21 protein-coding genes and 2 tRNA genes are annotated in these 23503 nt (G+C 57.1%); 17 read left to right on the top strand and 6 right to left on the bottom strand.

The window, feature by feature from the left end; genetic code table 11:
- Positions 1–112 precede the first annotated feature (112 nt).
- The 12 genes from DQG13_RS05750 to DQG13_RS05700 all read left to right on the top strand — a co-directional run bounded on the left by DQG13_RS05750 (position 113) and on the right by DQG13_RS05700 (position 12120).
- Positions 113–1042 (top strand): AraC family transcriptional regulator, encoded by a 930-nt coding sequence (locus DQG13_RS05750; RefSeq protein WP_113018779.1) that lies wholly within the window; start codon positions 113–115, stop codon positions 1040–1042.
- 166 nt (positions 1043–1208) lie between these two features.
- A complete protein-coding gene (locus DQG13_RS05745) occupies positions 1209–2066 on the top strand; it encodes a DegV family protein (protein WP_113018778.1) in 858 nt (285 codons plus the stop codon).
- A 182-nt stretch (positions 2067–2248) separates the two neighbouring features.
- On the top strand, positions 2249–3169 hold the full coding sequence (locus DQG13_RS05740) for an ABC transporter ATP-binding protein (protein WP_397333934.1): 921 nt from the start codon (positions 2249–2251) through the stop codon (positions 3167–3169).
- Entirely contained in the window at positions 3132–4235 is a 1104-nt protein-coding gene (locus tag DQG13_RS05735) for an efflux RND transporter periplasmic adaptor subunit (protein WP_113018777.1), read from the top strand. The genes DQG13_RS05740 and DQG13_RS05735 overlap by 38 nt, the downstream gene beginning before the upstream one ends.
- 3 nt (positions 4236–4238) lie before the next feature.
- A complete protein-coding gene (locus DQG13_RS05730; RefSeq protein WP_113018833.1) occupies positions 4239–7223 on the top strand; it encodes an ABC transporter permease in 2985 nt (994 codons plus the stop codon).
- Positions 7224–7226: 3 nt separating this feature from the next.
- Positions 7227–8099 (top strand): ABC transporter ATP-binding protein, encoded by an 873-nt coding sequence (locus DQG13_RS05725; protein ID WP_113018776.1) that lies wholly within the window; start codon positions 7227–7229, stop codon positions 8097–8099.
- Positions 8100–8278: 179 nt separating this feature from the next.
- On the top strand, positions 8279–9796 hold the full coding sequence (locus DQG13_RS05720) for an ABC transporter substrate-binding protein (protein ID WP_181592599.1): 1518 nt from the start codon (positions 8279–8281) through the stop codon (positions 9794–9796).
- A 152-nt stretch (positions 9797–9948) separates the two neighbouring features.
- Positions 9949–10620 carry a tetratricopeptide repeat protein gene (locus tag DQG13_RS05715; protein ID WP_113018774.1) on the top strand — a complete coding sequence of 224 codons (672 nt, stop codon included), beginning with the start codon at positions 9949–9951 and terminating at the stop codon, positions 10618–10620.
- 82 nt (positions 10621–10702) lie between these two features.
- Complete coding sequence (locus DQG13_RS05710) at positions 10703–11257, top strand: phosphatidylglycerophosphatase A family protein (RefSeq protein ID WP_397333933.1); 555 nt, start codon at positions 10703–10705, stop codon at positions 11255–11257.
- Between the two features lie 395 nt (positions 11258–11652).
- Complete coding sequence (locus DQG13_RS30670; RefSeq protein ID WP_181592598.1) at positions 11653–11823, top strand: hypothetical protein; 171 nt, start codon at positions 11653–11655, stop codon at positions 11821–11823.
- A 132-nt stretch (positions 11824–11955) separates the two neighbouring features.
- Positions 11956–12029: transfer RNA gene (locus tag DQG13_RS05705), tRNA-Met, on the top strand.
- Positions 12030–12046: 17 nt separating this feature from the next.
- Positions 12047–12120 (top strand) — tRNA-Ile (locus DQG13_RS05700).
- A 145-nt stretch (positions 12121–12265) separates the two neighbouring features.
- Here DQG13_RS05700 and DQG13_RS05695 read toward each other — a convergent pair.
- Entirely contained in the window at positions 12266–13225 is a 960-nt protein-coding gene (locus DQG13_RS05695) for a 1,4-dihydroxy-2-naphthoate polyprenyltransferase (RefSeq protein WP_113018772.1), read from the bottom strand.
- Between the two features lie 451 nt (positions 13226–13676).
- On the opposite strand from DQG13_RS05695, the gene DQG13_RS05690 reads away from it, so the two are divergent.
- From DQG13_RS05690 to DQG13_RS05675, 4 genes are all read left to right on the top strand, one after another.
- A complete protein-coding gene (locus tag DQG13_RS05690; protein WP_113018771.1) occupies positions 13677–14561 on the top strand; it encodes an FMN-binding protein in 885 nt (294 codons plus the stop codon).
- An 87-nt stretch (positions 14562–14648) separates the two neighbouring features.
- Positions 14649–16532 carry an FAD-dependent oxidoreductase gene (locus DQG13_RS05685; protein WP_113018770.1) on the top strand — a complete coding sequence of 628 codons (1884 nt, stop codon included), beginning with the start codon at positions 14649–14651 and terminating at the stop codon, positions 16530–16532.
- Positions 16533–16646: 114 nt separating this feature from the next.
- The gene (locus DQG13_RS05680; RefSeq protein ID WP_113018769.1) at positions 16647–17114 is read left to right on the top strand and encodes a hypothetical protein; all 468 of its coding nucleotides are present in this window, start codon (positions 16647–16649) and stop codon (positions 17112–17114) included.
- Positions 17104–18111, top strand: a complete 1008-nt coding sequence (locus tag DQG13_RS05675; protein ID WP_113018768.1) for a polyprenyl synthetase family protein — start codon at positions 17104–17106, stop codon at positions 18109–18111. The genes DQG13_RS05680 and DQG13_RS05675 overlap by 11 nt, the downstream gene beginning before the upstream one ends.
- 127 nt (positions 18112–18238) lie before the next feature.
- Here the strand turns inward: DQG13_RS05675 and DQG13_RS05670 are convergent, their stop codons facing one another.
- From DQG13_RS05670 to DQG13_RS05650, 5 genes are read right to left on the bottom strand one after another with little or no spacing between them, the layout of a single operon-like run.
- The gene (locus tag DQG13_RS05670; RefSeq protein ID WP_113018767.1) at positions 18239–19030 is read right to left on the bottom strand and encodes an energy-coupling factor transporter transmembrane component T family protein; all 792 of its coding nucleotides are present in this window, start codon (positions 19028–19030) and stop codon (positions 18239–18241) included.
- 36 nt (positions 19031–19066) lie between these two features.
- Positions 19067–19933 carry an ATP-binding cassette domain-containing protein gene (locus DQG13_RS05665; protein ID WP_113018766.1) on the bottom strand — a complete coding sequence of 289 codons (867 nt, stop codon included), beginning with the start codon at positions 19931–19933 and terminating at the stop codon, positions 19067–19069.
- Positions 19909–20763 carry an ATP-binding cassette domain-containing protein gene (locus DQG13_RS05660; protein WP_113018765.1) on the bottom strand — a complete coding sequence of 285 codons (855 nt, stop codon included), beginning with the start codon at positions 20761–20763 and terminating at the stop codon, positions 19909–19911. The genes DQG13_RS05665 and DQG13_RS05660 overlap by 25 nt, the downstream gene beginning before the upstream one ends.
- Positions 20760–21314, bottom strand: coding sequence for a Gx transporter family protein (locus DQG13_RS05655; protein WP_113018764.1), 555 nt, complete (start codon positions 21312–21314; stop codon positions 20760–20762). The genes DQG13_RS05660 and DQG13_RS05655 overlap by 4 nt, the downstream gene beginning before the upstream one ends.
- Entirely contained in the window at positions 21298–21696 is a 399-nt protein-coding gene (locus tag DQG13_RS05650; protein WP_113018832.1) for a NusG domain II-containing protein, read from the bottom strand. The genes DQG13_RS05655 and DQG13_RS05650 overlap by 17 nt, the downstream gene beginning before the upstream one ends.
- Positions 21697–21897: 201 nt before the next feature.
- On the opposite strand from DQG13_RS05650, the gene DQG13_RS05645 reads away from it, so the two are divergent.
- On the top strand, positions 21898–22971 hold the full coding sequence (locus DQG13_RS05645) for an FAD:protein FMN transferase (RefSeq protein ID WP_113018763.1): 1074 nt from the start codon (positions 21898–21900) through the stop codon (positions 22969–22971).
- The last annotated feature ends 532 nt before the right edge of the window (positions 22972–23503 follow it).

Here is a 23503-nt window from a genome sequence, read left to right as displayed (position 1 = left end):
ATTAGCAATTTGGATTTAAATATATTAGCTTTTGAAAAAAGAAAATATGTTGAAATGGTCTTTATCTGTTGATATTCTGATAATAGAATATTAGCAGAAGGGAACTTCATTTATGGAATATATTCTGATAGAATCACCGCCGTATCCATTTTTCGTATACGCGGGTGATGCTTTATTTCGTCCGGGCGATTTCCATCGCCAACGGTCTGCAATGGGATATTTTGATATTCTGTTTGTGGAAAGTGGCTGTCTATATATGGAGGAAAACGGAAATAAGTACGAAGTCAGGGAAAATGATGTGCTGGTACTGCATCCCCAACATACCCATCGCTCTTATAAGGCGTGCGAGGAAGAAACTTATTTCCATTGGTTGCATTTTTTGACCACAGAACATTTTTGGATGGCTAATTCTTTTCCAAAAGAGTGGGTTTCCTCACGAAGCCATAAAAAACAAAAGATACAGGTGGAGTTGCTGATCATACCAATTTACCAAACGCTGAATAAGGAAGCAGCGCTGCATATTTTTAATTCACTTAAAAATCTTGAATCGTTAGCCATCAACCGTTATTTTCAAAGCTCCATGGTTAGCAAGACGGGAACGGCTATTAGCAGCAAGCTGCGTCAACAGGAATTGTTTTTAAATATGCTTTCCAATCTGACCCTTAACGATCATAACTCTACCGGCAACCGAATCGCGCATATGGTCATGCAGTTTATCCAAGCAAATTATTCCAAAAATATAACATTAAAAGAAATGGCTGAAGTAGCCAATTGCCATCCAACCCACGTTATACGCAGCTTCAGCAAGGAGTACCGCGTCACTCCTGGAAAAGCATTAATGAATATCCGATTGGAGCGGGCCAAATATTTGCTTGCCAATACAGATGATCCTTGCGAGAAAATCGCTGAGCAGACCGGATTTTCTGCGGCATCCTATTTCAGTAAGGTTTTTAAGGAGAACATCCAAATGTCACCGCACAACTACCGGAAAGAAACTATCAAACGGGCATCTTCGCCCGGAAATTACGATTATGACCATTAAAGAAATCAGGGGGAAGCGGCTTGGTATATGCCTGCTGCCGCCTCCGCCAGTTCCCCCGCGCAGCCCGTTCCACTTCCTATCTTTTCAAGCCCCCGTTGCGCCGCTATAATAGAAAGGGTGGTAGAAGCAGATCCCTCGCGGATCTGGAGAAGGGAAGGAATAATTCATGCCATCCATCCAAATTGTTGCGGACAGCACCTGTGATTTAACGCCAGAAATGATCCGTGACCATAACATCCGGATTATACCGCTCCATGTTGTGTTCGGAGACCGTACATACCGTGACGGTGTGGATATGACCACCGCCGAATTGTATGAGAAAGTGGAGAGGGAAGGGGGCCTCCCCAAAACAGCCGCGCCCTCGCCTGCTGATTTTGTCCAATCCTTCGAGACCATTGTCCGTGAGGATAAACGCATTGTATACATAAGTATCTCTTCCGAGCTGTCGTCCACGTACCAGAATGCGGTGATTGCCAGCCGGGAATTTCCCGAGGGCACCATCGAGGTGGTGGACTCCCGCAATTTGTCCACAGCCATCGGCGTGACGGTGATGAAGGCAGTGGACTACGTTAAGGCCGGATGGGACGACCTGTCGGAGCTGGCCGCCCGGCTGCGGGAGGATACGGCGCTGGTGGAGGCGGAGTTTGTCATCGACACCTTGGATTATCTGCACAAGGGCGGACGCTGCAGCGGCACCCAGCTGGTTATCGGCAGTCTTTTGCGGATTCATCCCGTCATCAAGGTGGTGAACGGCTCCATGATTGTGGCGGAGAAGCTGCGCGGGAAGATGGACAAGGTGGCGCAAAGCCTGCTGGAGCGGGCGCTGTCCCAACGGGAGACCATCGACACCAAACGGATATTCGTTACCCATTCCCTGGCTGCGGAAAATGCGGCTTGGATCAAGGGAGAGCTGGAGAAGCAGTTTCCCCAAAGCGAGGTTATTGTCACCAATGCCGGCTGCGTCATTTCCAGCCATTGCGGTCCAGGCACCGTAGGCATTCTGTTCGCCAAGAAGCATGTCTGACGCCTGAATATGCAGCTTCGTACTGCCCGCACTTCCTTCCGGGAAGCCGCGGGTTTTTGTGTATATACAAATATTTTTCGAAAACCTGTAACCTTGTTCCAGTTTTGTGCGTCTCATTAAGTGTGGATCATTGCCTGTCCGGTAATGAGTCCGGGAATTTTACTTATAGGGAGAGTATAAGGATGGGGTGGTTGGCGAACCGAAAGCAAGCAAGAACCGGTCTGATCGACAAGCCGGAAAGGGAGATTATGACAGAGCCGGATAAGCAAACCGAAGCCGGCGAAAGCAATGCCGCGGAAGAAAAGCGGATGAAAGACGGCAAGCTGAAAGGGATGGCGAGGAAGCTGCGTCCCGGCAAAGGCAAGCCCAAGTCGGAGGGGGAGCCTGCGCCGCCTGCGGCGGCCTATGTGCCGGAGCCGCGGGAGGTTGTCGACCCGCTCCTGGTGATTTCGGGAGTGGTGCGCAGCTTCGACGTGGGGGGAAGCAAGCTGCAGGTGCTTAAAGGGATCGATATGACCCTCAGGGCCAATAGCCTGGTTATGCTGCGGGGCAGATCCGGCTCCGGCAAAACCACCCTGCTGAATCTGATGGGCGGGCTGGATCAGCCGGACGAAGGGGAAATCCTGTTTCAGGGCAGGCCCTTTCATACCCTGAGCGATGAGGACCGCACCGAATCCAGGCGCAAGGAAATGGGCTTCATTTTCCAATCCTACGCGCTGCTTCCCCTCCTGTCGGCATACGAAAATGTGGAATTGTCACTGCGTATGGCAGGCGTGCCCCGAAGCGGCTGGAAAACCCGCGTGGAGCATTGTCTGGAGCTGGTGGGTTTGGCCAAGCGTATGCATCACCGCCCTTTCGAGCTGTCGGGGGGCGAGCAGCAGCGGGTGGCCATTGCCAAGTCCATTGCCCACCGCCCTGTGCTGCTTTTGGCGGATGAACCCACCGCGGAGCTGGATTCCCAGATGGGCGCCCAGATTATGGCGGTATTCCGGGAAATTATCCGGCAGGAGCAAGTTACCATCTGCATGACGACTCACGATCCAACAATAATGGAGGTTGCGGACCATGTTTACCAAATGGTTGACGGACGGATTCAGGGCTAGCGTCCGCAAATCGGCGCTTGTTGCGGCTGCTGCTTTGCTGGCAGTAACCGCGTTGTCGGGCTGTGCCCTGCTGCCCAGCGAGGAGGCGGAGGAGGTGCTGCCTACCATCAATCCGCCCAAGCTGTCCAAAAAACCGGAATATACTGTAAAAACCGAGACCCTGACCACCAAGGTAAGAGGCTCCGGCAAACTGATGTCCTCCCGGGAGGAGGATGTGTATTTTTCGGATGACGGCAAGCGCATCAAGGAAATTTACGTCAAAACCGGCGATGAGGTAGAGGCCGGCCAGCTGATTGCGGAGCTGGATGTGGCCACTCTGGAGAGCGATCTGCGGCAGAAGAAGCTGCAAACCCGCAGCGAGGAGCTGAAGATGATTCAGCTGCTGCGGGACTCGGGCACCAAAACCGCCGAGGAGCTGGAGCAGGCGAAGATTGAATTTGAGCTGAAGCGCAATGAGCTGGTCACCCTGGAGGAATCCATCGCCAGAGCGAAGATCACCGCGCCCATCTCCGGCCAGGTGGTGGCCGTGTACAGCAACAAGGGAGACAACAGCAAGGCCTATGAGGCCATCGCTACCATTGCCGATCTGTCCCAGCTTACGGTTGTGGCGTCCATTTCCCAGGAGGACCTGAAGAAGGTTGCCGTGGGCATGGAGGTGACGGCGGATATCAACACCGTCGGCCAGCATAAGGGCAAGGTCAAGCAGCTGCCCAATCCCAATAGCACCCAGAATCAGAACAACAACGGTTATTATGGCGGATATTACAACGGCCAGACGCCGCAAAAGGAAACCATCGACCAGTATCTGGTGGTGGAGCTGGACCAAATGCCGGAGCAGGTGTCCCGGGGAACCCAGCTCAGCGTGGAAATCGTCGTCCAGAAGAAGGAAAATGCAGTGACCATTCCGCCCTCCGCGCTGCGGACCATTACCGGGCGCAACTATGTCCAGGTGGTGGATGCATCGGGAGCCAAGCGGGAGGTTGACGTGGAGCTGGGCCTGCAGACCTCTACCAGTGTGGAGATTCTGAAGGGGCTTGAGCCCGGGCAGAAAGTTGTAGGTCGATAAATGATGGCCATGCTGCATTTTATTATGCGGAAAATGTGGAATACCCGGTGGCTTACCGTCAGTGCCCTGGTGGGGCTGATTGTGGCGGTGGCTTTTGTCACCAGCATTCCCATGTATTCCGACGGGGCATTGAAGCGCGTAATCGCCAAGTCCCTGCAGGAGAAAAGCGGCGGTCTGCCCCCCGGCTCCCTGGTGCTGCGCTATCAGGCGGCGGGCCAGGACAGGGCGGACTATGCGGATGTGGAAGAGCTTGACCGATACATAAGAGAGGATGTGGCTGAGGATATTGCGCTGCCCCATGAGGTGTATGCCAGCGTAATGTCCATCAAGAGCGCCCAGGTGACCCCGGTGGACCCGGCCAAAACCGATCCGGGCAAACGCAGGCAAATGACGGTGGGCACCATGTCCGATCTGGACGCCCGCTCGGAGCTGAGCTTCGGGCAAAAGCCCAAGGACTCCATCCAGAACGGCATGATTGAGGCGCTGGTGCTGGAGGAGGCCATGTTCCGCAACGATCTTCACGTGGGGGACGAATTTACGTATCCCATCTCCGGAGGGTTGGGCATTGCGCCGCTGAAGGTGCGGATTACGGGGGCCTTCAAGCCCTTGGATGAAGCGGACCCCTACTGGTTCCAGGGCTTCGAGGGGATGCTCAATACCCTGGTCGTTCCGGAGACGCTCTTTCGGGGCGAGCTCCTGCAGAAGATGAAAATCCCGCTTCACCAGGCCAACTGGTTCTATGCCTTCGATATGACCCAGATCAGCACCTCCCAGATTGCTCCGCTGGAGAAGAAGCTGGCCCGTCTGGACGTAACCCTGTACCAGAAGCTGAAGGACACCAAGGTGGATGTCACCTTCACGGATATGCTTCAGGATTTCCGCCGGGACAGCATCCAGCTGCAGGTGCTCCTGTTTACGCTGGCGGCGCCTATGCTGGGGATGGTGATGTATTACATCGTCATGAACTCCCGGCAGTCCTTGGAGCGGCAGCGCAGCGACATTGCGGTGATCCGCTCCAGAGGGGGCAGCACGAAGCAAATCTTTATGCTTTATCTGCTGGAAAGCCTGATGCTGGGGCTGGCCGCCCTGATTGCCGGACCGCTTCTGGGCTGGTTTATGGCCAAGAGCATCGGCTCCTCCAACGGGTTTCTGACCTTCGTCAACCGGGAGAATATTCCGGTGGGCTTTCACGGCACCACCATGATGTACGGCCTGGCGGCTGTGCTTCTGGCCATGGGCGCTACCCTGATCCCCGCTATCCAGTATGCCCGCTCCTCCATTGTGGGGCTGAAGCAGCAGCTGGCCCGGGCGGACGGCAGGCCCGTCTGGCAAAAGTGGTTTTTGGATGTGGTCCTGCTGGGCCTGTCCGGCTACGGCTGGTATCTGTTCCGGGAGCATAAGCTTCTGTCGCAGCAGACGGGTCTGGGGTCCGATCAGCTCCAGGTGCATCCGCTTCTGTTTTTCGTGCCTGCGCTGACCATCTTTGCCCTGGGACTTCTGTTTTTGCGGCTGTTCCCGTTGATCCTGAAGGCCGTCAACGGGATTGGCAAACGGTTTTTCCCCGTATCCATCTATCTGACACTGGCCCAGCTGTCCCGCTCGGCCAGAGCTTATTACCCGCTAATGCTGCTGCTTACGCTGACGCTGGGCTTGGGGGTATACAACTCCTCCGCCGCCCGCACCATCGACCTCAATTCCACGGAGCGGACCATGTACCAGTACGGTACGGATGTGATTATCAGCACCGCGTGGGAATCGGTATCCGATGATCTGCCCGTCTATAATCCGGGGCAGAATTCCGGCCAGCAGGGCGGCGGCTCCGGCACGGGAGGCGGCGGTTCCCAAGGCGGCTCCCAAGGCGGCTCCCAAGGCGGGTCAGGAGGCAGCGGCGGCGGGCAAGGAACCGGCGGCGGTTCCGGCTCGGGCGGAGGCGCCGGGGGCAATCCGGGAGGCAATCCCGGCAGCGGCGGATCGGAGCTTCCGACGAATATCCGGTATGTGGAGCCGCCTTATGAGGTGTTCAAGGAGCTGCCGGGAGTGGAGCATACCGCCCGTGTTTTGCAGACCCGGGCCAATCTCAGCGCCTCGGGCAAGTCCCTGGGAGTGGTGAACCTGAATGCCATCGACAATGTAGATTTCGCCGGTGTGGCGTGGATGCGGCGGGACCTGTTCCCTGCCCATCCTTACGCCTACCTGAATCTTCTTGGCAGCTACGAGCAAGCGGCCATCATTCCGGATAAATTCGCCGAGAAGAATCAGTTGAAGCCCGGAGACCTGATGAGCCTGTCCGTCAACCAGAAAAGCATGGAGCTGGTGGTGGTGGGCGTACTGCCCTATTGGCCCAGCCAGTATCCGGACGACCGGCCTTTTGTGATTACCAATCTGGATTACATCTATGACCAGGGGGATACCATCCCCTATGATGTATGGATCAAGATGGAGGAAGGGGCCAAAACAGCGCCGCTTATCGAAAAGCTTCAGGAAGCCAAAATCGATGTTACCGCCATCAAGGATGTGCGCAGCGAGCTGGTCCGGGAGAGCAAACAGCCCACCAGAGGCGGTGTGTTCGGGATTCTCAGCCTGGGCTTCCTGGTCTCCGTGCTGGTGTCGCTGATCGGCTATCTGCTGTATTGGTTCTTCAACCTCTCCAGCCGGGTGGTGCAGTTCGGCGTGCTGCGGGCCATGGGCCTCAAAAAACGACAGCTGACCGGCATGCTGCTGCTGGAGCAGCTGTTTACGGCGGGATTGTCCATCGTTCTGGGCATCGGCATCGGCAAGCTGGCCAGCACCCTGTACCTGCCGTTTCTGCAAACGGCGGAGGATGTGAAGAAGCAGGTGCCTCCCTTCCGGGTGGTATTCGAGGGACGGGACACTCTGCAGCTTTATGTGGTGACTCTGGTGATGATGGGGACCGGCGCTGTGCTGCTTCTGTTCCATATCCGCAGACTGCGGGTTCATCAAGCGGTGAAGCTGGGAGAGGAGCGCTAACCGATGATTCAATGCGAGGGTTTGGTCAAAATTTACAAAACTGTGGATCTGGAGGTTGTGGCGCTCCAGGGCCTGAATATTCATGTAGAGCCTGGCGAGCTGATGGCCATTATCGGCAACAGCGGCAGCGGCAAGTCGACGCTGCTTAATATTCTGGGCGGCCTGGACCGCCCCTCCGCAGGCCAGGTGCGGGTTGGGGAATGGAATCTGCTGAAGATCACCGACGAGGAGCTGGTGGAATACAAGCGCCGCACCGTCGGCTTCATCTGGCAGAACAACGGGCGCAACCTGCTGCCTTATCTGTCCGCCCTGGAAAATGTGGAAATGCCCATGATGCTGGGCGGCAAGGTGGACCGGGCGTATGCCAAGCAGCTGCTGGAGGCCGTAGGCCTGGGAGCCAGGATGCACAACAAGCTGCATCAGCTCTCCGGCGGCGAGCAGCAGCGGGTGGCCATCGCCATCTCGCTGTGCAACCGCCCCAAGCTTCTTCTGGCGGATGAGCCCACCGGCTCCGTAGACACGGAAACCTCGGACATGATTATGTCCATCTTCCGGAGACTGAACCGGGATACCGGGGTCACCATTGTCATTGTTACCCACGACATGTCCCTGGCCAGCTCCGTGGACCGGGTGGTGGCCATCCGGGACGGCATGACCAGCACGGAGTTTGTGAAGCGCAATCCGGGACTGGACCTCTCCGTCTCCGGCTTCAAGGGCTCCATCCGGGATGAGCATGAGGAATATGTGGTGCTGGACCGGGCGGGACGGCTGCAGGTGCCCAAGACATATCTGGAGCAGCTGGGCATCGCCGGAAAGGCCTCCATGGAATTCGACGGCGAGAAGATCGTGATCAAGGCCCCGCGAAAGCTGGGATAGAAACTTTGTCCCCCAAAAGTGAAGAGAGGCTCTGAAGCGGATTCCGAATACTTTTGGGGGAGCCCCCGAGAAGAATCCCGCAAAAGTGAAGAGCAGCTTTGAAGCGGATTCCGAATACTTTTGGCCGTATGAAGAATTCCGCAAAAGATAGAAACTGGAAAAGGAAGGGAGAACAAACAATGAAGAAGTCTTGGATTGCCGCGGCGCTTTCGCTGACTATGGTCATGCCCGCGCTGGCGGCCTGCACCAAAGGGGATGCCGAGGACAAAAACACGGAGCGGGTGCTGCGGATTGCCGCCACTACCGACAACGGAGAGGAAGGAGAATATTTCCGCCAGCAATTTACGGAGATTTTCGAGTATGCCCATCCCAATATCAAGCTGGAGTTTGTGGAGGTGGTGGACAGCAGCGCCATGCGTTACGGCGGTTATATCACTCCCGAGCAGCAGAAGGAGCAGCAACCCAATCCGGTGGTGAAGCTTAAGGAGGTGATGCAGGCCGACAACCCTCCCGATATTGTTATGTTCAATTTGAATGAAATGCAGGACCTGCTGACCGACAATCTGCTGCAGCCTCTCGACCCGCTGATCACCAAGGACAAGTTCGACACGGCGGATATCGCCCCCATCGTGCTGGACGGACTGAAGAGCGTCAGCCCCGACGGCAAGCTTTATGCTCTTTCGCCCACGTTCTCCTCGGCGGCTTTGGTGTACAATAAAAAGATTTTCGATGAAGCGGGCGCTCCTTACCCCGAGGACAACATGACCTGGGATCAGGTGTTTGATCTGGCCCGCCGTGTGACCAATAAGGATTCCGCCAAGCGCGTTTACGGCTTCAGCTTCAATTCCCAGGGCTATATGGACTATATGAATATGATGACCATCTATGCTTCCCCGATGGGGCTTTCCATCTTCGACAAGGAAGTGGAGAAGCTGACGGTGGATTCGGACAACTGGGAAAAGGTATGGAACACCTTGATCCAGCTGGAGAAGGATAAGGTTATCCCCAGCCAGAATGATTATCAGGATGAGGTTTTCATGCGGTCCAAACAGTCCAGCGCGGAAAATCCGTTTGGCTATGACGACTTCCTGTCCAACCGTCTGGCCATGTCCGTCATGAACTATTATGATCTGTCGCGGATTGACAACGCCAATAAGAATGCGGCCAAGTACAACAACTTTACGCCGATTGAATACAATGCCGTTACCCTTCCCAGCCATCCGGAGCATCCCGGCGTGGTGGGCAGCGTCAGCCTGAACGGAATTATGGGCATCAACGCCAAGGCCGGCAATCCGCAGGATGCCTGGAGCTTCCTGAAGTTCATCAACGGCGAGGATTATGCCCGGGCCAAGGCCAAGAACAACTACCAGCTCCTGTCCCGCAAATCCTACATCAAGAGCAGGGAAGGCTCCGACCTGAACATAAATGCGTTTATCAATGTGAAGCCGGCTTTGGAAACCATGAATGACATGTATAGCCTGTACCGGAAATATCCCAATATCTATGCCGTATACAGTGTAGCCCAAATGGAGTACAACAACGCCCTGCAAGGGAACAAATCCATTCGGGATGCGCTGAAATCCTGGCAGACCCGCGGGGATTCCATGCTGCAGCAGATGCGGGATAATCCCAACGGTCCTCTGGATATGGGAGACGGCAGCACTATGGGAGGCAGTGCCGTGATGCGCGCTTATTAAGGCGGGCAGCGCGTTCTAATGAAGAAGGCGGATCGGCGGAGGCCGGTTCGCCTTTCTTTTCCGCCGCGGCTTCGCTTATAATGGATAGGGACAGCGGGACGGCCCGCAGCGCAAGTACATAGCCGTTGGATAAAAAGGAGCTGGAGTTATCGATGGAACGGGTAGCGGATCAGACGGTTCAGGAATTATTAAGCACCATTCTCCCCTGGTTTGACCGGGAGAATGCCTTTATATGCGATAGCGCGCGAACGGATTTGGGGGCGCGGCTGGCGGTGGCGTCGGCGCTTTTGGAGTCGGGCAAAGCCCAGGAGGGGGCGCTGCTGCTGCAGAGCATTGCTACGGCTCTGCCCACCGGGGACAGCGAGCAGGACGCCGCCCGCATCCGGGCCCGTATGGAGATGGCGTATCTGCTGATGGATGAGATGAAGTATGACGAGGCGGAGAATCTGCTCTGGGAGGCCCGCAAGGAATATGCCCAGGTGCCGGAGCTGGAGTTCCTGCGGGAGGAGATTTCCCAACTGATCGCCCAATGCCGGTTTGGCCAGGGCTTTATTCTGGAGGCGGTGGAGCGGGCGGAAGAGATTGTGCACAAGCTGAACAGCCTTCACGCGGACAATGCCCGTCTGGCCAAGGCGTACCAGTATCTGGCCTGGTTTCTCCTGCATAAGACGGATGTGCCCCAGGCGCTTGTCCATATGAAGAAGGCCATGGAGCTGGCCCCGGGATTGGACCGGGAGCTGGTGGATGCGGGTTTTGCGGCCGAGAAGAACAATGATTACGAGAAGGCGCTGGAATCCTATTTTGACGCCATCCAATACGAATAATGCTCCTGCAATAACTTTGCTTCATCCCAGGACACTTCTGCGTCTCTCCCCTCATAAGATAGATGTGAAAGGGGAGATGGGTGTGGAGGGAAGAGTTCACAGCAGGACAGTCAAAGAGGCGGCCGTACGGCTTCTGGCGGAACGCGGCGTCACACTGGAGCAAATCGCGGAGATTGTATTTGAGCTGCAAGCCCCATATCATCCCCATCTCAGCCAGGAGGCCTGCCTGGACAGCGTCAAGCGGGTACTGGAAAAACGGGAGCTGCTTCATGCCATATTGGTAGGTGTGGAGCTTGATAAGCTGGCCGAAAAGAAAGCCCTGTCCGAACCTCTGCAGTCGATTCTGGAGAAGGACGAGGGTTTGTTCGGCTGCGACGAGACGCTTGCTCTCGGAGCCGTATTCGCTTATGGCAGCATTGCCGTCACTACCTTCGGATTTTTGGACAAGTGCAAAAGCGGCATTATCAAGCAGCTGGATTCCAAAACCGGCGGCCAGGTGCATACCTTCCTGGATGATCTGGTGGCCAGCATCGCCTCCTCGGCAGCCAGCCGTCTGGCCCATCGCTTACGGGACATGGAGGAAGCGGGCGCAGGCGATTTGCTTTCCGTACCGGAAGAGCATGAGGATGCCCCGTAATCTATGCCGGTGGGGCCGCCGGCCCAATAACCCTTCGCACAGGCAGCGGAGGGTTATTTTGTAAGTTTGGCACGTACATTAGGGGGCTTAGCCTTCTGTTGCGGAACTCAGCGGCTCTTATTGAGGAAAAAGTGGGCATTGGGATTTTTTGCGGAACTGAGAGGCCCTTACGTAGCCCTTGCGGTAAAATGGGGGCGGAATAAGGCTGCGGGCGGGGTATAAGAGCTTTTCAGTTCCGTTAGGACGCCAATTACCCTCAAAATCCGCTTTTAAGAGTTTCTCAGTTCCGTTTAAAAGAAATAGGCTGGGGAGGGGGAGAAGACTAAAGGGATGGTTTTCCCTGCGGATTGGATATGCTAAGAATACCGACAAGGGAGGACAGGGGGCGAAAGGTGATGAATTGGGTGTATTGGGCCAAGTTGTACGAAAGCAAGTTTCAGGCCGGCTGCCTGGCCAAACGAATGGAGGAGGACTGGTGGATTTACGGGTATGAGTGCCCGCAGTCCGTCGAAATTTACCGCTCCACCAAAGGCCGGTTCGGCGTCCGGTACCGCCTGATGGAGTAGCCGGCAGCATCCAGACCCGCGGCGGACGCGGGATATTTTTTTGCAAGAAAAGCCTTGACTGGACAACTGCCATTCTGGTATATTTACATTTGTCGCCATAAGCGGCAACGTATACGCAATTTTCTTTTACGACGCGGGGTGGAGCAGTCCGGTAGCTCGTCGGGCTCATAACCCGAAGGCCGCAGGTTCAAATCCTGCCCCCGCAATATTATTTTTTTTGTTCGGGCCCTTAGCTCAGTTGGTTAGAGCGGTCGGCTCATAACCGATTGGTCGCAGGTTCGAGTCCTGCAGGGCCCATTAATGAGACAACCCCTTGCGCTGCAAGGGTTTTTTTGTTGTACACAAAAACCCCCAGTTCGACTGGGGGTTCCCAAAGGCTTATTTTTCAAGCAAATTTTGCAAGGAGGGTTGGGCCCCCGAGGTTGTATCTTTCCAGGCTTCGCTAACCCTGGATAAGAATCGCCAGCACCAGCACCACGAGGCGCGCGGCGGACAGGATGAGGAAGGTTTTGACCGAGAGGCTGAAGGTGACGGCCTTGAGCTGCTGGCGGTCGAAGGCCCGCAGGTTGCGGTTCAGCGGCACCAGGGTGGCGGCGATGATGAGCAGCAAATAAAGCGGGACGCCGAGGAGGGCCAAGGCGATCACATCCACGTAGGATACATAGTAAAGGGCCCGGAACAGGAGCAAGGAGTTGCGCTTGCCAATGTACTGCGGCAGGGTATAACGGCGGTTCTCCAAATCATCATCCATGTCGCAGATGTTGTTGGCCAGCATGATGTTGGCGATGCCGGCGACCATGGGAGCGGACACGAAGCAGACGGCGATGATTTCCACGAGGTTGAGCCGCAGGCTGACGATCCCATCCCACAGGGCGGAGAGGTCAAGGGCGGCCAATTGCCCGGAATCGGTCTGGATGAAGACGGTGATGAACAGCAATAGGAAGCCCATGAACCCGCCTGAGAACAATTCGCCCAGCGGCATCCGCGAGATCGGCACAGGTCCGAAGGAGTACAGAATGCCGACGAGAAAGGAAATGCCCCCCAGCAGCAGCACCAGGATATCGCTGTTCAGCACAAGAACGATCCCGGCGGCCGCGGCGACCAGCAGCAACGCGGCGATGGCGGCAATGACGGAGCGTTCGCTCAATTGATAACGGACGACGGCGTTGTGGCTCTCGTAACCGTAGCCGCTGGTTTTGACGGCTTTTTTGTAGTCCATGTAATTATTGATGGCCGTCGTGGCCATGTCGAAGGCCAGCAGCGAAAGCAGCATGAGCGCGAAGGGCAACGGATGAAATTCCCGGAAGTGGTAATACGCGTAGAGGGTTCCGAAAGCGAAGGGGATGACGCTGGCTACTTTTGTCTGGATCTCCACCAGCTTGAGAAAGCTTTTAACATTCATGAGTGCACCTGCCTGAGAAAAAGGGTCGGAAGACCGCGCTGCAGCCTCTGTAGGCGATCATACCGGTTTTTCAGAAATTTGTCCAATAATGGTGAAAATGATTTTCAGAAATTTGTCCAATAAAGATGAAAATGATTCTTGTTTTCATCATGAATTCTGTCATAATGGGTAGAGGTGTTTTTGTTGACGTCCTCCGTAGAACAGCTGGATGTATTTTTTTTCGGATGAACAAATTCATAACCGGCGTTTTGGGGTAATATAGGGGGGAGGAACGGAGACACGGCAGGAAAGGGTTTTCATGGATGGAGATAGTGGATTCGTCAAAAAACTGTCGAATAGAAATCAATTGTAGTGAAAAAAATCACTATGTTTTTGCGCCAAAAGTTGTTATAATCAAACCTGCGTGTGAAATGAATCACAAACACGAACCAAAAGGGGAGGAACTTACGTAATGAAAAAAACAGCAGCAATTATATTGTCTCTTTCGCTTACCGCAGCTTTGGCAGCGGGCTGCGGCGGCAGCAAATCCGGCGAATCTTCCAGCCCTTCGGCTTCTCCGGCGTCTTCGGCCCCGGCGGCTTCCGCAGGCCAATATGCAGACGGCGTTTATTACGCTCAAGCCGACGAATTCGATGCCAGCTCCGGCTGGAAGGAAGCTGTTGGCCTGAAGGTGGAAGGCGGCAAGATCGTTTCCGTTAACTGGACCGGCCTTAACAAGGACGGCGGCATTGACAAGAAGCAATATTCCCTTGACGGCCGCTACGGCATGAAAGCCAAAGGAAAGGCTTCCGCAGAATGGCATGAACAAGCTGCAAAAGCCGAGAAATTCCTGATTGAGAAGCAAGATCCGGCTGCCATCAAGTATAACGCTGAAGGTAAAACCGACGCCATCTCCGGCGTATCCGTGCATGTGAACGGCCTGGCCACCCTGGCTGATAAAGCTCTGAAAGCCGGTCCTGTGAAAGCGGGCACCTACAAAGACGGCACCTACAAGGCCGAAGGCGAGTTTGATGCAAGCAGCGGTTGGAAAGACATCGTAACGGTCACGGTGCTGGACGGCAAGATCTTCGCCGTCGAATGGAACGGCGTACACAAGGACGGCGGCACCGACAAGAAGACCCGTTCGCGGAGCGGCCAATACGGCATGAAAGCCGGCGGCGCATCCTCCGAATGGCACGAACAGGCCTACAAAGCCGAACAGTACCTGCTTGAGAAGCAGGCTCCGGATGCAATTAAGGTTGCCAGCGATGGCAAGACCGACGCCATCTCCGGTGTATCCATCCACGTGAACGGGTTCACTGATCTTGCCAAGAAGGCCCTCAATCAAGCCAAATAATGCATAACGGTTAAGCGATAAACCCGCGGTTCCTACAAAGCCGCGGGTTCACATCATCCAGTTGAATTTATCGTGAGGTGTAACGTAATGAAACAGATCGTTGTTTTGGGCGGCGGTTACGGCGGCGTCCTGACGGCCAAGAAACTCGGCAAGCTGCTGAAGAAGCAAGATGTACGCATTACCCTCATCGACAGAAACCCGTACCACACTCTTCTCACAGAACTTCATGAAGTCGCCGCCGGACGTACGGATGAGGACGCCATCAAGATCGACCTGAAGAAGGTTTTTGCAGGTTTCAAAAATGTCGATGTGGTTCAGGACGAAATTTCCAATATTGATCTTGATTCCCGCAAGCTGCGCGGCGAAGCCAAAGCTTACGCTTATGATTATCTGGTGATCGGTACGGGCAGCAAACCCACCTATTTCGGTACACCCGGGGCGCAGGAGCATGCGTTCCCGCTTTGGTCCTTTGAGGATGCCGTCAGCCTCAAGGAGCAGATTCTCCACATGTTCCGCGAGGCGGTAAAAGAACGCAATGCAGCGAAGCGCAAGGCCATGCTGACCTTTGTGGTCGTCGGCGCCGGCTTCACCGGTGTGGAAATGATCGGCGAGCTGGCCGAATATGTCCAGGATCTCTGCCGTGAGCATCATATCGAGCGCTCTGAGGTTACTCTCCACGTGGTCGATATGGCCAATAAAATTTTGCCAATTCTCCCGGATTCCCTGATCAAGAAAGCGGAAAAGCATCTGGGCAAGCTGGGCGTAAATATTATTACCGGATCGAAGATAACCGGTGTATCCGAGAATGGCGTGCAGCTCGGCAACCGGGAGATCGCTTCAAAGACCGTCATCTGGACCGCCGGTGTCGAGGGCTCGGATCTGGTGGCCGGACTCGATGTTGAGCAGAAGGGCAACAAGCGCGTCCTGATCAACGACAAGCTGCAGGTTCCGGACCATCCGGAAGTGTATGTGGTTGGCGACAATATGTTTTACATCCCGGAAGGCGCCAGCGCTCCCGTGCCGCAGATGGTCGAGAACGCCGAGAACGCTGCACCGATAATCGCCTACAACATTGCCACGGAATTCCGCGGCAAGGAGAAAAAATCCTACAAGCCGGTATTCCACGGCGTGATGGTCAGCATCGGCAGCCGCTACGGCGTCGCCAATGTCGGTCTGCCCAACCTGATGTTTAAGCTGAGCGGGTTCTTTGCGATGCTGTCCAAGCATGCCATCAACATGCTGTACCTGTCGCAGGTGCTCGGCTTCAACAAGGTGTATACGTATCTTCTGCATGAAATCTTCCATGTCAAACACCGCCGCAGCTTCGTGGGCGGCCATTTCTCCAAACGCTCGCCGAACTTCTGGCTGGTGCCGCTGCGAATTTTCACCGGTTGCATGTGGTTTAATGAAGGATGGGAAAAGCTGCAAAAGATCATCGACGATCCGAACAAGATCTTCCTGATCCCTGCAGCAACCGTCGCCAAGGATGGAACGGCCGGCGCTTCTCTCGCCGATGCCACTGCCGCCGGCGCGGCGCAAGTCGGCGCAGATGCGGTGGCAGCCGCTTCCCAGGCAACGGCGGAAGCCTTGTCCGCACTGCCGGTATGGGGCTGGGTTCACAAGATTGTCGATTGGTCCATGCACCTGTTCTTTTACACCGGAGACGGCGGCTTTACCTTCCTCGCCAAGTGGTTCCAGCTTGGTATGGTCGGCGCCGAGCTGATCTGCGGCGCTCTGTTGATTCTTGGTCTGTTCACGGCCCCGGCCGCCATCGTTACCTTTATGATGGGCGCCATGATCTGGGTTTCGGGCATGGCTCCGCCGGAAATGCTCTGGTACATGGCCGCTGCGATCGCTCTGATCGGAGGATCGGGCAGCACCTTCGGACTCGATTATTACGTCTATCCGTGGCTGAAGCGGGTGGCGCGGCGTATTCCGATCATCAAGCGGTATTACTTATACGCAGATTAATCATTACTCAACTACAGGCATGTCCCAGGAGAGAGTCCCCTGCTGCCCTATCGGCTTGCGGCACGGGACTCTCTCTTCCCGCATTTTAGCGGCCTGCACAAAGGAATGGGTATTATGGACATAAAACTGATTCAGGACACTCTGGGCCGGGTAGAGAGGCTGATTGACCCGGGCACCAATATCCGCCTCGCGGCGGATGGGCAGCGGCTGGCCAGGCTGGCCGCTATGGTCAGCGAAGCTCCGCTGCCGCGCAAACGAAAGATCACGATTCTGGGCGGTTATCTGCTCCTCGATCTGGGCCTTACCTTCCATAAGGAGCTGGATCGCGAGACGGGCGAGGAGCGGACAAGGAGCCTGCTTGGCGGCGACTATCTCTTCGGAGCTTACCTCCGCTGGCTTGTCCAGAACGCAGAGCATGAGCTGCTGGCGTTTCTGGTGCCGATTCATAAGAAGATTCAGATCGGACTCGCGGCCGGCGAGCCGCTGGAGCTGGCCTTTGACGAGCTTTTTGCCGGCTTTAGCGAATATCTGCTCCGCTGCCAAAAGGAAACGACCCAACAAGGAGGCCGCAATGAAGCTTGACCAAGCCCTTCTTCTCGATCTTGCGACATTCAACCGGCAGCTCATCGGCATCGCCGAATCCGACCCGGATGTGAAGGATCATCCCTGGATCAGCCACAGCGTGACGCGGTTCGTCGAGGCCGGAGGCAAACGTCTGCGGCCGATGATGGTTCTCGTCGGCAGCCGGTTTGGACCCGATCCCGATCCGGTGCATGTGCAGAAAGCCGCCCTTCTCCTGGAATATCTGCACATGGCTTCCTTGATTCATGATGATATTATCGACAACTCCGATCTCCGCCGCGGCGCTCCTACGCTGCAGCGGACCGTCGGAGTGCCTCAGGCCACCCATGTGGCCAACTATATGATGGCCCGAGCTGTGGAATGGGCACTGGCCGGGGAGGACCCCGCCGCAGCAGAGGCCGAAGAGCCCAAGCCTGAGGACAAGCCCCGGTTGTCCGAGGTCGCTTCGCTTCTGATGCAGCTCTGCATGGGAGAGTACCAGCAGCTCAGCAGCCGCTTCCAGTATGACCTGCCGCTGTCCGCATATCTGGAGAAATCCCGCAACAAAACGGCGGTGCTGATGGCCAACTGCTTCCGCATCGGAGCGGAGCTGAGCCGGGCGGACAAGTCTGTCTGCCGGAAGCTGTATGCCTTCGGCGAGGCATTGGGTATGGCATTCCAGATCAAGGACGACATTCTTGATTACACCCAGTCAGCAGCCGAGATCGGCAAGCCGGTGGGCTCCGATCTGAAGAGCGGCAACGTCACGCTGCCGGTGCTATTCGCGCTGGAGAACGGCAGCCCCGAGCTGCGCGCGGCAATCCGCTCCCTCGGTCCGGATTCGCCCGAGGCGGAGTTTGACCGCGTAGCGCAGGCCATCGCCGCCAGCGGCGCTGTCGAGCGTTCGCTGGCCTTAAGCGGCGAGTACGCGAAGAAGGCCGGGCGAATCATCGCCCGGCTGCGCCCCCATCCGGCTTGCGCCGATCTGGAGATTATGCTGAAGTATTTTACGGAATAGTCACCAGGGAACCGGCCATACATGTGAGCGGGTACGGGTACTGCGGAAGCTTTAAGGTCTTTCGTCTCCGGAGCGAATAGCCTGGGGAGACGGAAGGCTTTTTTATTTTCCCCAGAGAAGCCGGGCTTCAGATCAAGACGGTGGCCAGCACCATAAGCGAGGTGGCTGCGAGAAACAGGGTATCGCGCCAGCTCCAGCGCAGCACATGGAAGCGGGAACGCGGATGGTGCAGGCGGTAGCCCCGCGCCTCCATCGAGTCCACCAGCTCCGCCGCCCGGCGGATCGCTCCTACGGTGACCGGGACGAGCAGCGAAATGAGCAGCCTCGCCTTCTGCAGCAGGTTCTGGTCGGCAAGATCCATGCCGCGCGAGGCCTGGGCCCGGAGAATCTTCTGCGCTTCTTCGAAGACGGTGGGAATGAAGCGCAGCGCGGTGGTCAGCATCAGCGTCACCTTCCGCGGCGAGATGCGAAACAGGGCAAGGGGCTTCATCAGGCTCTCCAGCGCCTGCGTCAGCAGAAGCGGCGGCGTGGTTAACGTCAGCACCGCCGTGTAGGCGACGAATAGCACCATCCGGGCGACGGACATGAACCCTTTTTGCAATCCGCCGGAATAGAACTTGACCGGTCCGAGGCTTACGGACCAGGAGCCGCTGGTGTCAAACAGGACATGGAAGATGAAGATGAAGATCATGAGAAACAGTAGCGGGCGCAGGGAGCGGAGGTAGGTGCGGAAGGGAATACGCGTCGCCGCCATGACCGCCGCCGAGAAGGCGGCGAGCAGAACCAGCTCGGCGGCGGAGCGGACGAGGAAGACGGCTGCCATATACAGCAGCATGGCCAGTGTTTTGGCCCGGGGGTCGAGACGGTGGACCCACGAGTCGGTCTCGATGTACTTGCCCATGATCATGCGGTTGGCCATGCGGGAACTCCTTTCGGACATCGGGACGGCAGCGGATCAGCGTGAAGCGTGTTCCCCCAGAGTCTGGGCAATAAAGTGCGCTAACCGTTCGGTGGTATAGGGGCCTGCGGGAAAAGGAACGCCGAAGCGCTGCGAGAAATCGCGCAGGAAACGGACCGCCGGGGGGGTGACAATGCCCGCCTGCTCCATCAGGGCGGCGTTCGCCAGCAGCTCGCCCGGCGAGCCGTGGAACAGCGTCTTGCCGGCGGCAAGCAGCACGTAGTCCTCGGCATAGGGCAACACTTCCTCCAACCGGTGGGTGACGAGGATGACGGTTTTGCCCCGGCTGCGGCACAGCTCGGCGAGCAGGCCCAGCAGCTCCTCACGGCTTGCCTGATCGAGGGTTGCCGCCGGCTCGTCCAGCACCAGCACCTCCGGATCGGCGGCAAGCACGGTGGCGATGGCCACTTTGCGCATCTGGCCGCCGCTCAGGTGAAAGGGGCTCTTCGCCAGCAGCTCCTCGCCCAGGCCAAGGGCGGCCGCAGCCTGCCGCGCGGCGCTGCGGGCGGTTTGCACATCCGCGCCGAAATTGAGCGGGCCGTACATCAGGTCCTGCTCCACCGTCTCGGCGAAGAGCTGCTGCTCGGGGAATTGGAAGACCAATCCAACCCGGCGCCGCAGCTCCTTCAGGCCTTTGCCGGACATTTCCGGCTGCAGGATGTAATCGAGCAGGTATAGCCGGCCGGCGTCGGGCAGCAGGATGCCGTTGAAATGCTGCAGCAGGGTGGACTTGCCGGACCCCGAAGCGCCCAGCACGGCGATGAACCGCCCCTCGGCAAGCGTCAGCTCGAGAGCGTCCAGCCCCGTCTGCCGCGCGCCGGCGCTGCGGTAGGTATAGGTTACTTGTTCGAATCGCAATGCCACTTGGTCAGCGCCTCCATCAGTTCGCTTTCGCCGGCCTGCCGCGGAACGGCAATGCCCAGCCGGTCCAGCTCGGCCGCCAGCTCCATGGCAAAGGAAGGCCGCAGCCGCAGCCGGGTGAGCAAGGCGGTGTCGCGCAGCAGCTCGCCGGGCGCGCCGTCCGCTGCCAGCTGTCCGTCTGCCAGGGCAAGCATGCGGTCGGTAGCGAGGATTTCATCGTTGTCGTGGGTGACCGAGATCAGGGTGTAGCGGCCGGTGGTGCGCATCTGCCGGATGACGGCAAGAATCTCGCCCTTGGCCTGCTCGTCCAGCATGGAGGTCGCTTCGTCCAGCACAAGAATTTTCGGCTCCAGCGCCAGCACGGCGGCCAGGGCGACCCGCTGCTTCTGTCCGCCCGACAGCTCTGCGGGATGCCGGTTCAGAAAGGCCTCGATGCCAAGCATCGCCGCGTACCGCTCCAGCCGCGCGGCCATCTCTGCCCGGTCCAGGCAGCGGTTCTCCAGCCCAAAGACGATATCGTCGGCCACATTCAGACCGACAAACTGATTGTCCGGATTGGCGAACACCATGCCGATCCGTTCGCGGATATCTCCCAGCGTGCGGGCGGTCAGCTCGATGCCGTCGATGACGATCCGGCCGCTGCTCGCCGGGAGCAGGCCGTTCAGCCGCTTGACCAAGCTGGATTTGCCGGAGCCATTGGCGCCCACCAGGCTGATCCACTCGCCGGACCGGACGGTGAAGGAGAGGTCGCGGAGAAAGTCGGGACCGCCCGGCTCATGGGCGCAACAGACCCGCTCCAGCTCGATGATCGGCGGGTTCGGGTTCACGTTCATCGCGCGCCTCCCGCCCGCTGCTGCAGCAGTCCGAGGTTATCCAGCGAGCCGATGAGATAGGTGGCGGCCACGCCGATGAAGAAGCCGGTGACCACGCCGGAAACGAGCAGCAGCGGCAGGTAATAGAAAATCGAGGTCGTCCCGAGCACAAGCGCCGCCGCTCCCAGCTGGCCGAGGTTATGGGCGATGCCGCCCATGATGCTGATTGCGGCCAGGCTGAAGAAGTCCTTCCGCACCCGCAGCAGGACGAACATAATCAGGAAGCTCGCCAACGACCCGAAGAGGCTGAACAGGAACGTTGAGAATGTGCCCAGAATGAACGAGGTCAGCAGTGTCTTCAGGACGATCAGGGCCAGCGCATCCTGCCCTTTGAAGTAATACAGACAGGTGAGCACCATGATGTTGCCGAGCCCCAGCTTGGCCCCCGGAACAGCGATGGCAAAGGGGATAAACGACTCGACAATGCCGAGCACGACGGAGACGGCAGCCAGGATGGCGACCATCGCCGCCGTCTTCAGCTCCTCGCGGTCACGCTCAGGATGCAACGCCATCAAGGCCTCCTCCTCCGCCCGTGCCGCTCACCACTTCCACCATCAGCCGGTTCGGCAGGCAGACGATGGTTTGACCGATGGAGGTAATGGCGCCGAAGGTCAGGCATAACCGGTCCGGGCAATCCGCTTTGATCATCTGAATGCCGCCGTCATGCAGCTTAAGCAGGTTGTAGCCATATTTGGTGCGGATCTCCAGCTCCTGCTCCGCCGCACTGAGCGCCACGGTTTTGTAGAGCTTGCCGTCGACGGTGATTCTGGCGAACAGCTCCTGGCCCTCCGGGGATTTCCCTTTTAGCAGGATCGGGAAGACAATGAAGAACGATGCGATCAGCAGGAGGGAGGCAAGCAGGATAAGATCGGCTTTTTTGAACAATTTGAGCATGAGATTCAACTCCAAAAAGGGCGCGTCGCCGCTCCCGGACTTGCAAAGCATGGGACGGGACCCGCCTATAAAAAATGTCACACCAGGGATTTGACCATTTGCTTTCATTCTACCATAATGAATAGGAAAAAAGAAATGCTCCCGCAGGGTGTGTGCCAGCTCATACACGCCCTGGGAGCACATATGTGCAGGAGGCCCGATATGACAACCAAAAAGCGCGGCAAATGGCCCGTGCTCTTGATCCTGATCCTCAGTCTGGCAGTTGGCGGCTGCGGCAAGCAGGCTTCCCAGGCGAGCAAGGGCGGGGCGGAGACGACGTTGCCGGTGAGTGAGACGTATTACATCTTTGGCACCGTTGTGACGGTCAAGGTCTACGACGCCAAGGTGACGAAAGAGAATTTTGCCAAAATCGGCGACATTTTGAACAATGTCGACCGTTGGCTTAACCGCGAGAACGCGGACAGCGACATCGCCAAGGTGAACCGGATGGCCGGCAAGGAAGCGGTGGCGGTTTCGCCGGAAACCTTCGCGGCAGTCAAGTTTGCGCTGGAGGACTCGCAGAAGTCAAACGGCGTTTTTGATCTGACGGTTGGGCCGCTGGTCGACCTTTGGGGAATCGGCAAGGAAGGTGCGCACAAGCCCACGGATGCGGCGATTGCCCAGGCCAAGGCGCTGGTCGGGTACCAGGATGTCGTTCTCGATGAGGCGAAGCATACGATCATGCTGAAAAGGCCGGGCATGTCGCTGGATATCGGAGGCACCGGCAAGGGCTACGCCGCCGACCTGATCGCCGATTATCTGGTTACGCAAGGCTTCGGCAGCAATATCATCGACATGGGCGGCAACCTGCTCACCGTTGGCCTGAAGCCGGACGGCAGCGAATGGAACATCGGCATTCAGAATCCGGACAAGTCCCGCGGCAATACCATCGGTACGGTTAAGGTGGGGCCGCTGGCAGTGGTTGCTTCCGGGATTTACGAACGCTTCTTCATCGAGAATGGCGTGCGCTACCACCATATCATGGACACTTCGACCGGCGCGCCGGTGCAAAATGAGCTGGCCAGTGTGACCATCCTCTCCGATGGGGCAATGGCCGGGGAAGGCCTGGACAATCTCGTCTTCGCGTATGGGCTGGAGAAGGGGCTGGAGTACGTGGATGCCCGTGACCATGTGGAGGCAATCTTCATCACCAAGGACCATAAGGTTTATGTCAGCAAAGGGTTGAAGGGCAGGCTGGAGCTGCTGGATGCCGATTTCACCCTGGCGGGCGAGTAACCCCCGGCGCCTTAGAATCAACAAGGCGGCTCCCGTTCCGTCAGGAACCGGGAGCCGCCTTTTGCTCTTGTGCCGGATGTGATGTGGACCGGATGAAGCCCCGAGGGCTGATTCAGCCTTATCGCTTGCCGCTGTAGAACCGCTTATTCGGCGAGGAAAAGGGGAGGGCGTGTACGTACCTGTCTCCGTGCCCTTTTGTGCTGTTCCATCAATTGGGAGACAAGTATTCCGGTTACTACAGGCATGGCTCCCATATACCCCTGCAGATTCAGCCGATCAGGTCTGCTGTTTGGAATTGGATGGACCGGCTACCGTTTTTTTGGGGGGGATCGCTGTTCGTTCCATGAAGGATGCTGCGCCGATTACGAAAAGCTTCGTCAAGCATATGGAGCAATGGGTGGGCAGAAGCGAGGGAACTGAGGCAGGCCCCTATCAGACCGCCGGAGAACCCCGCTATTTGAGGGCAGACTGTCCGAAAAAGGGAGAAATGCTAACGAATCTATATATCGCTATTTGACTATAGGTGAGCCTG

The sequence above is a fragment of the Paenibacillus sp. YN15 genome, from assembly GCF_003285005.1.
Lineage (GTDB): Bacteria > Bacillota > Bacilli > Paenibacillales > NBRC-103111 > Paenibacillus_AR.
This window is presented reverse-complemented; position numbering and strand designations above follow the sequence as displayed.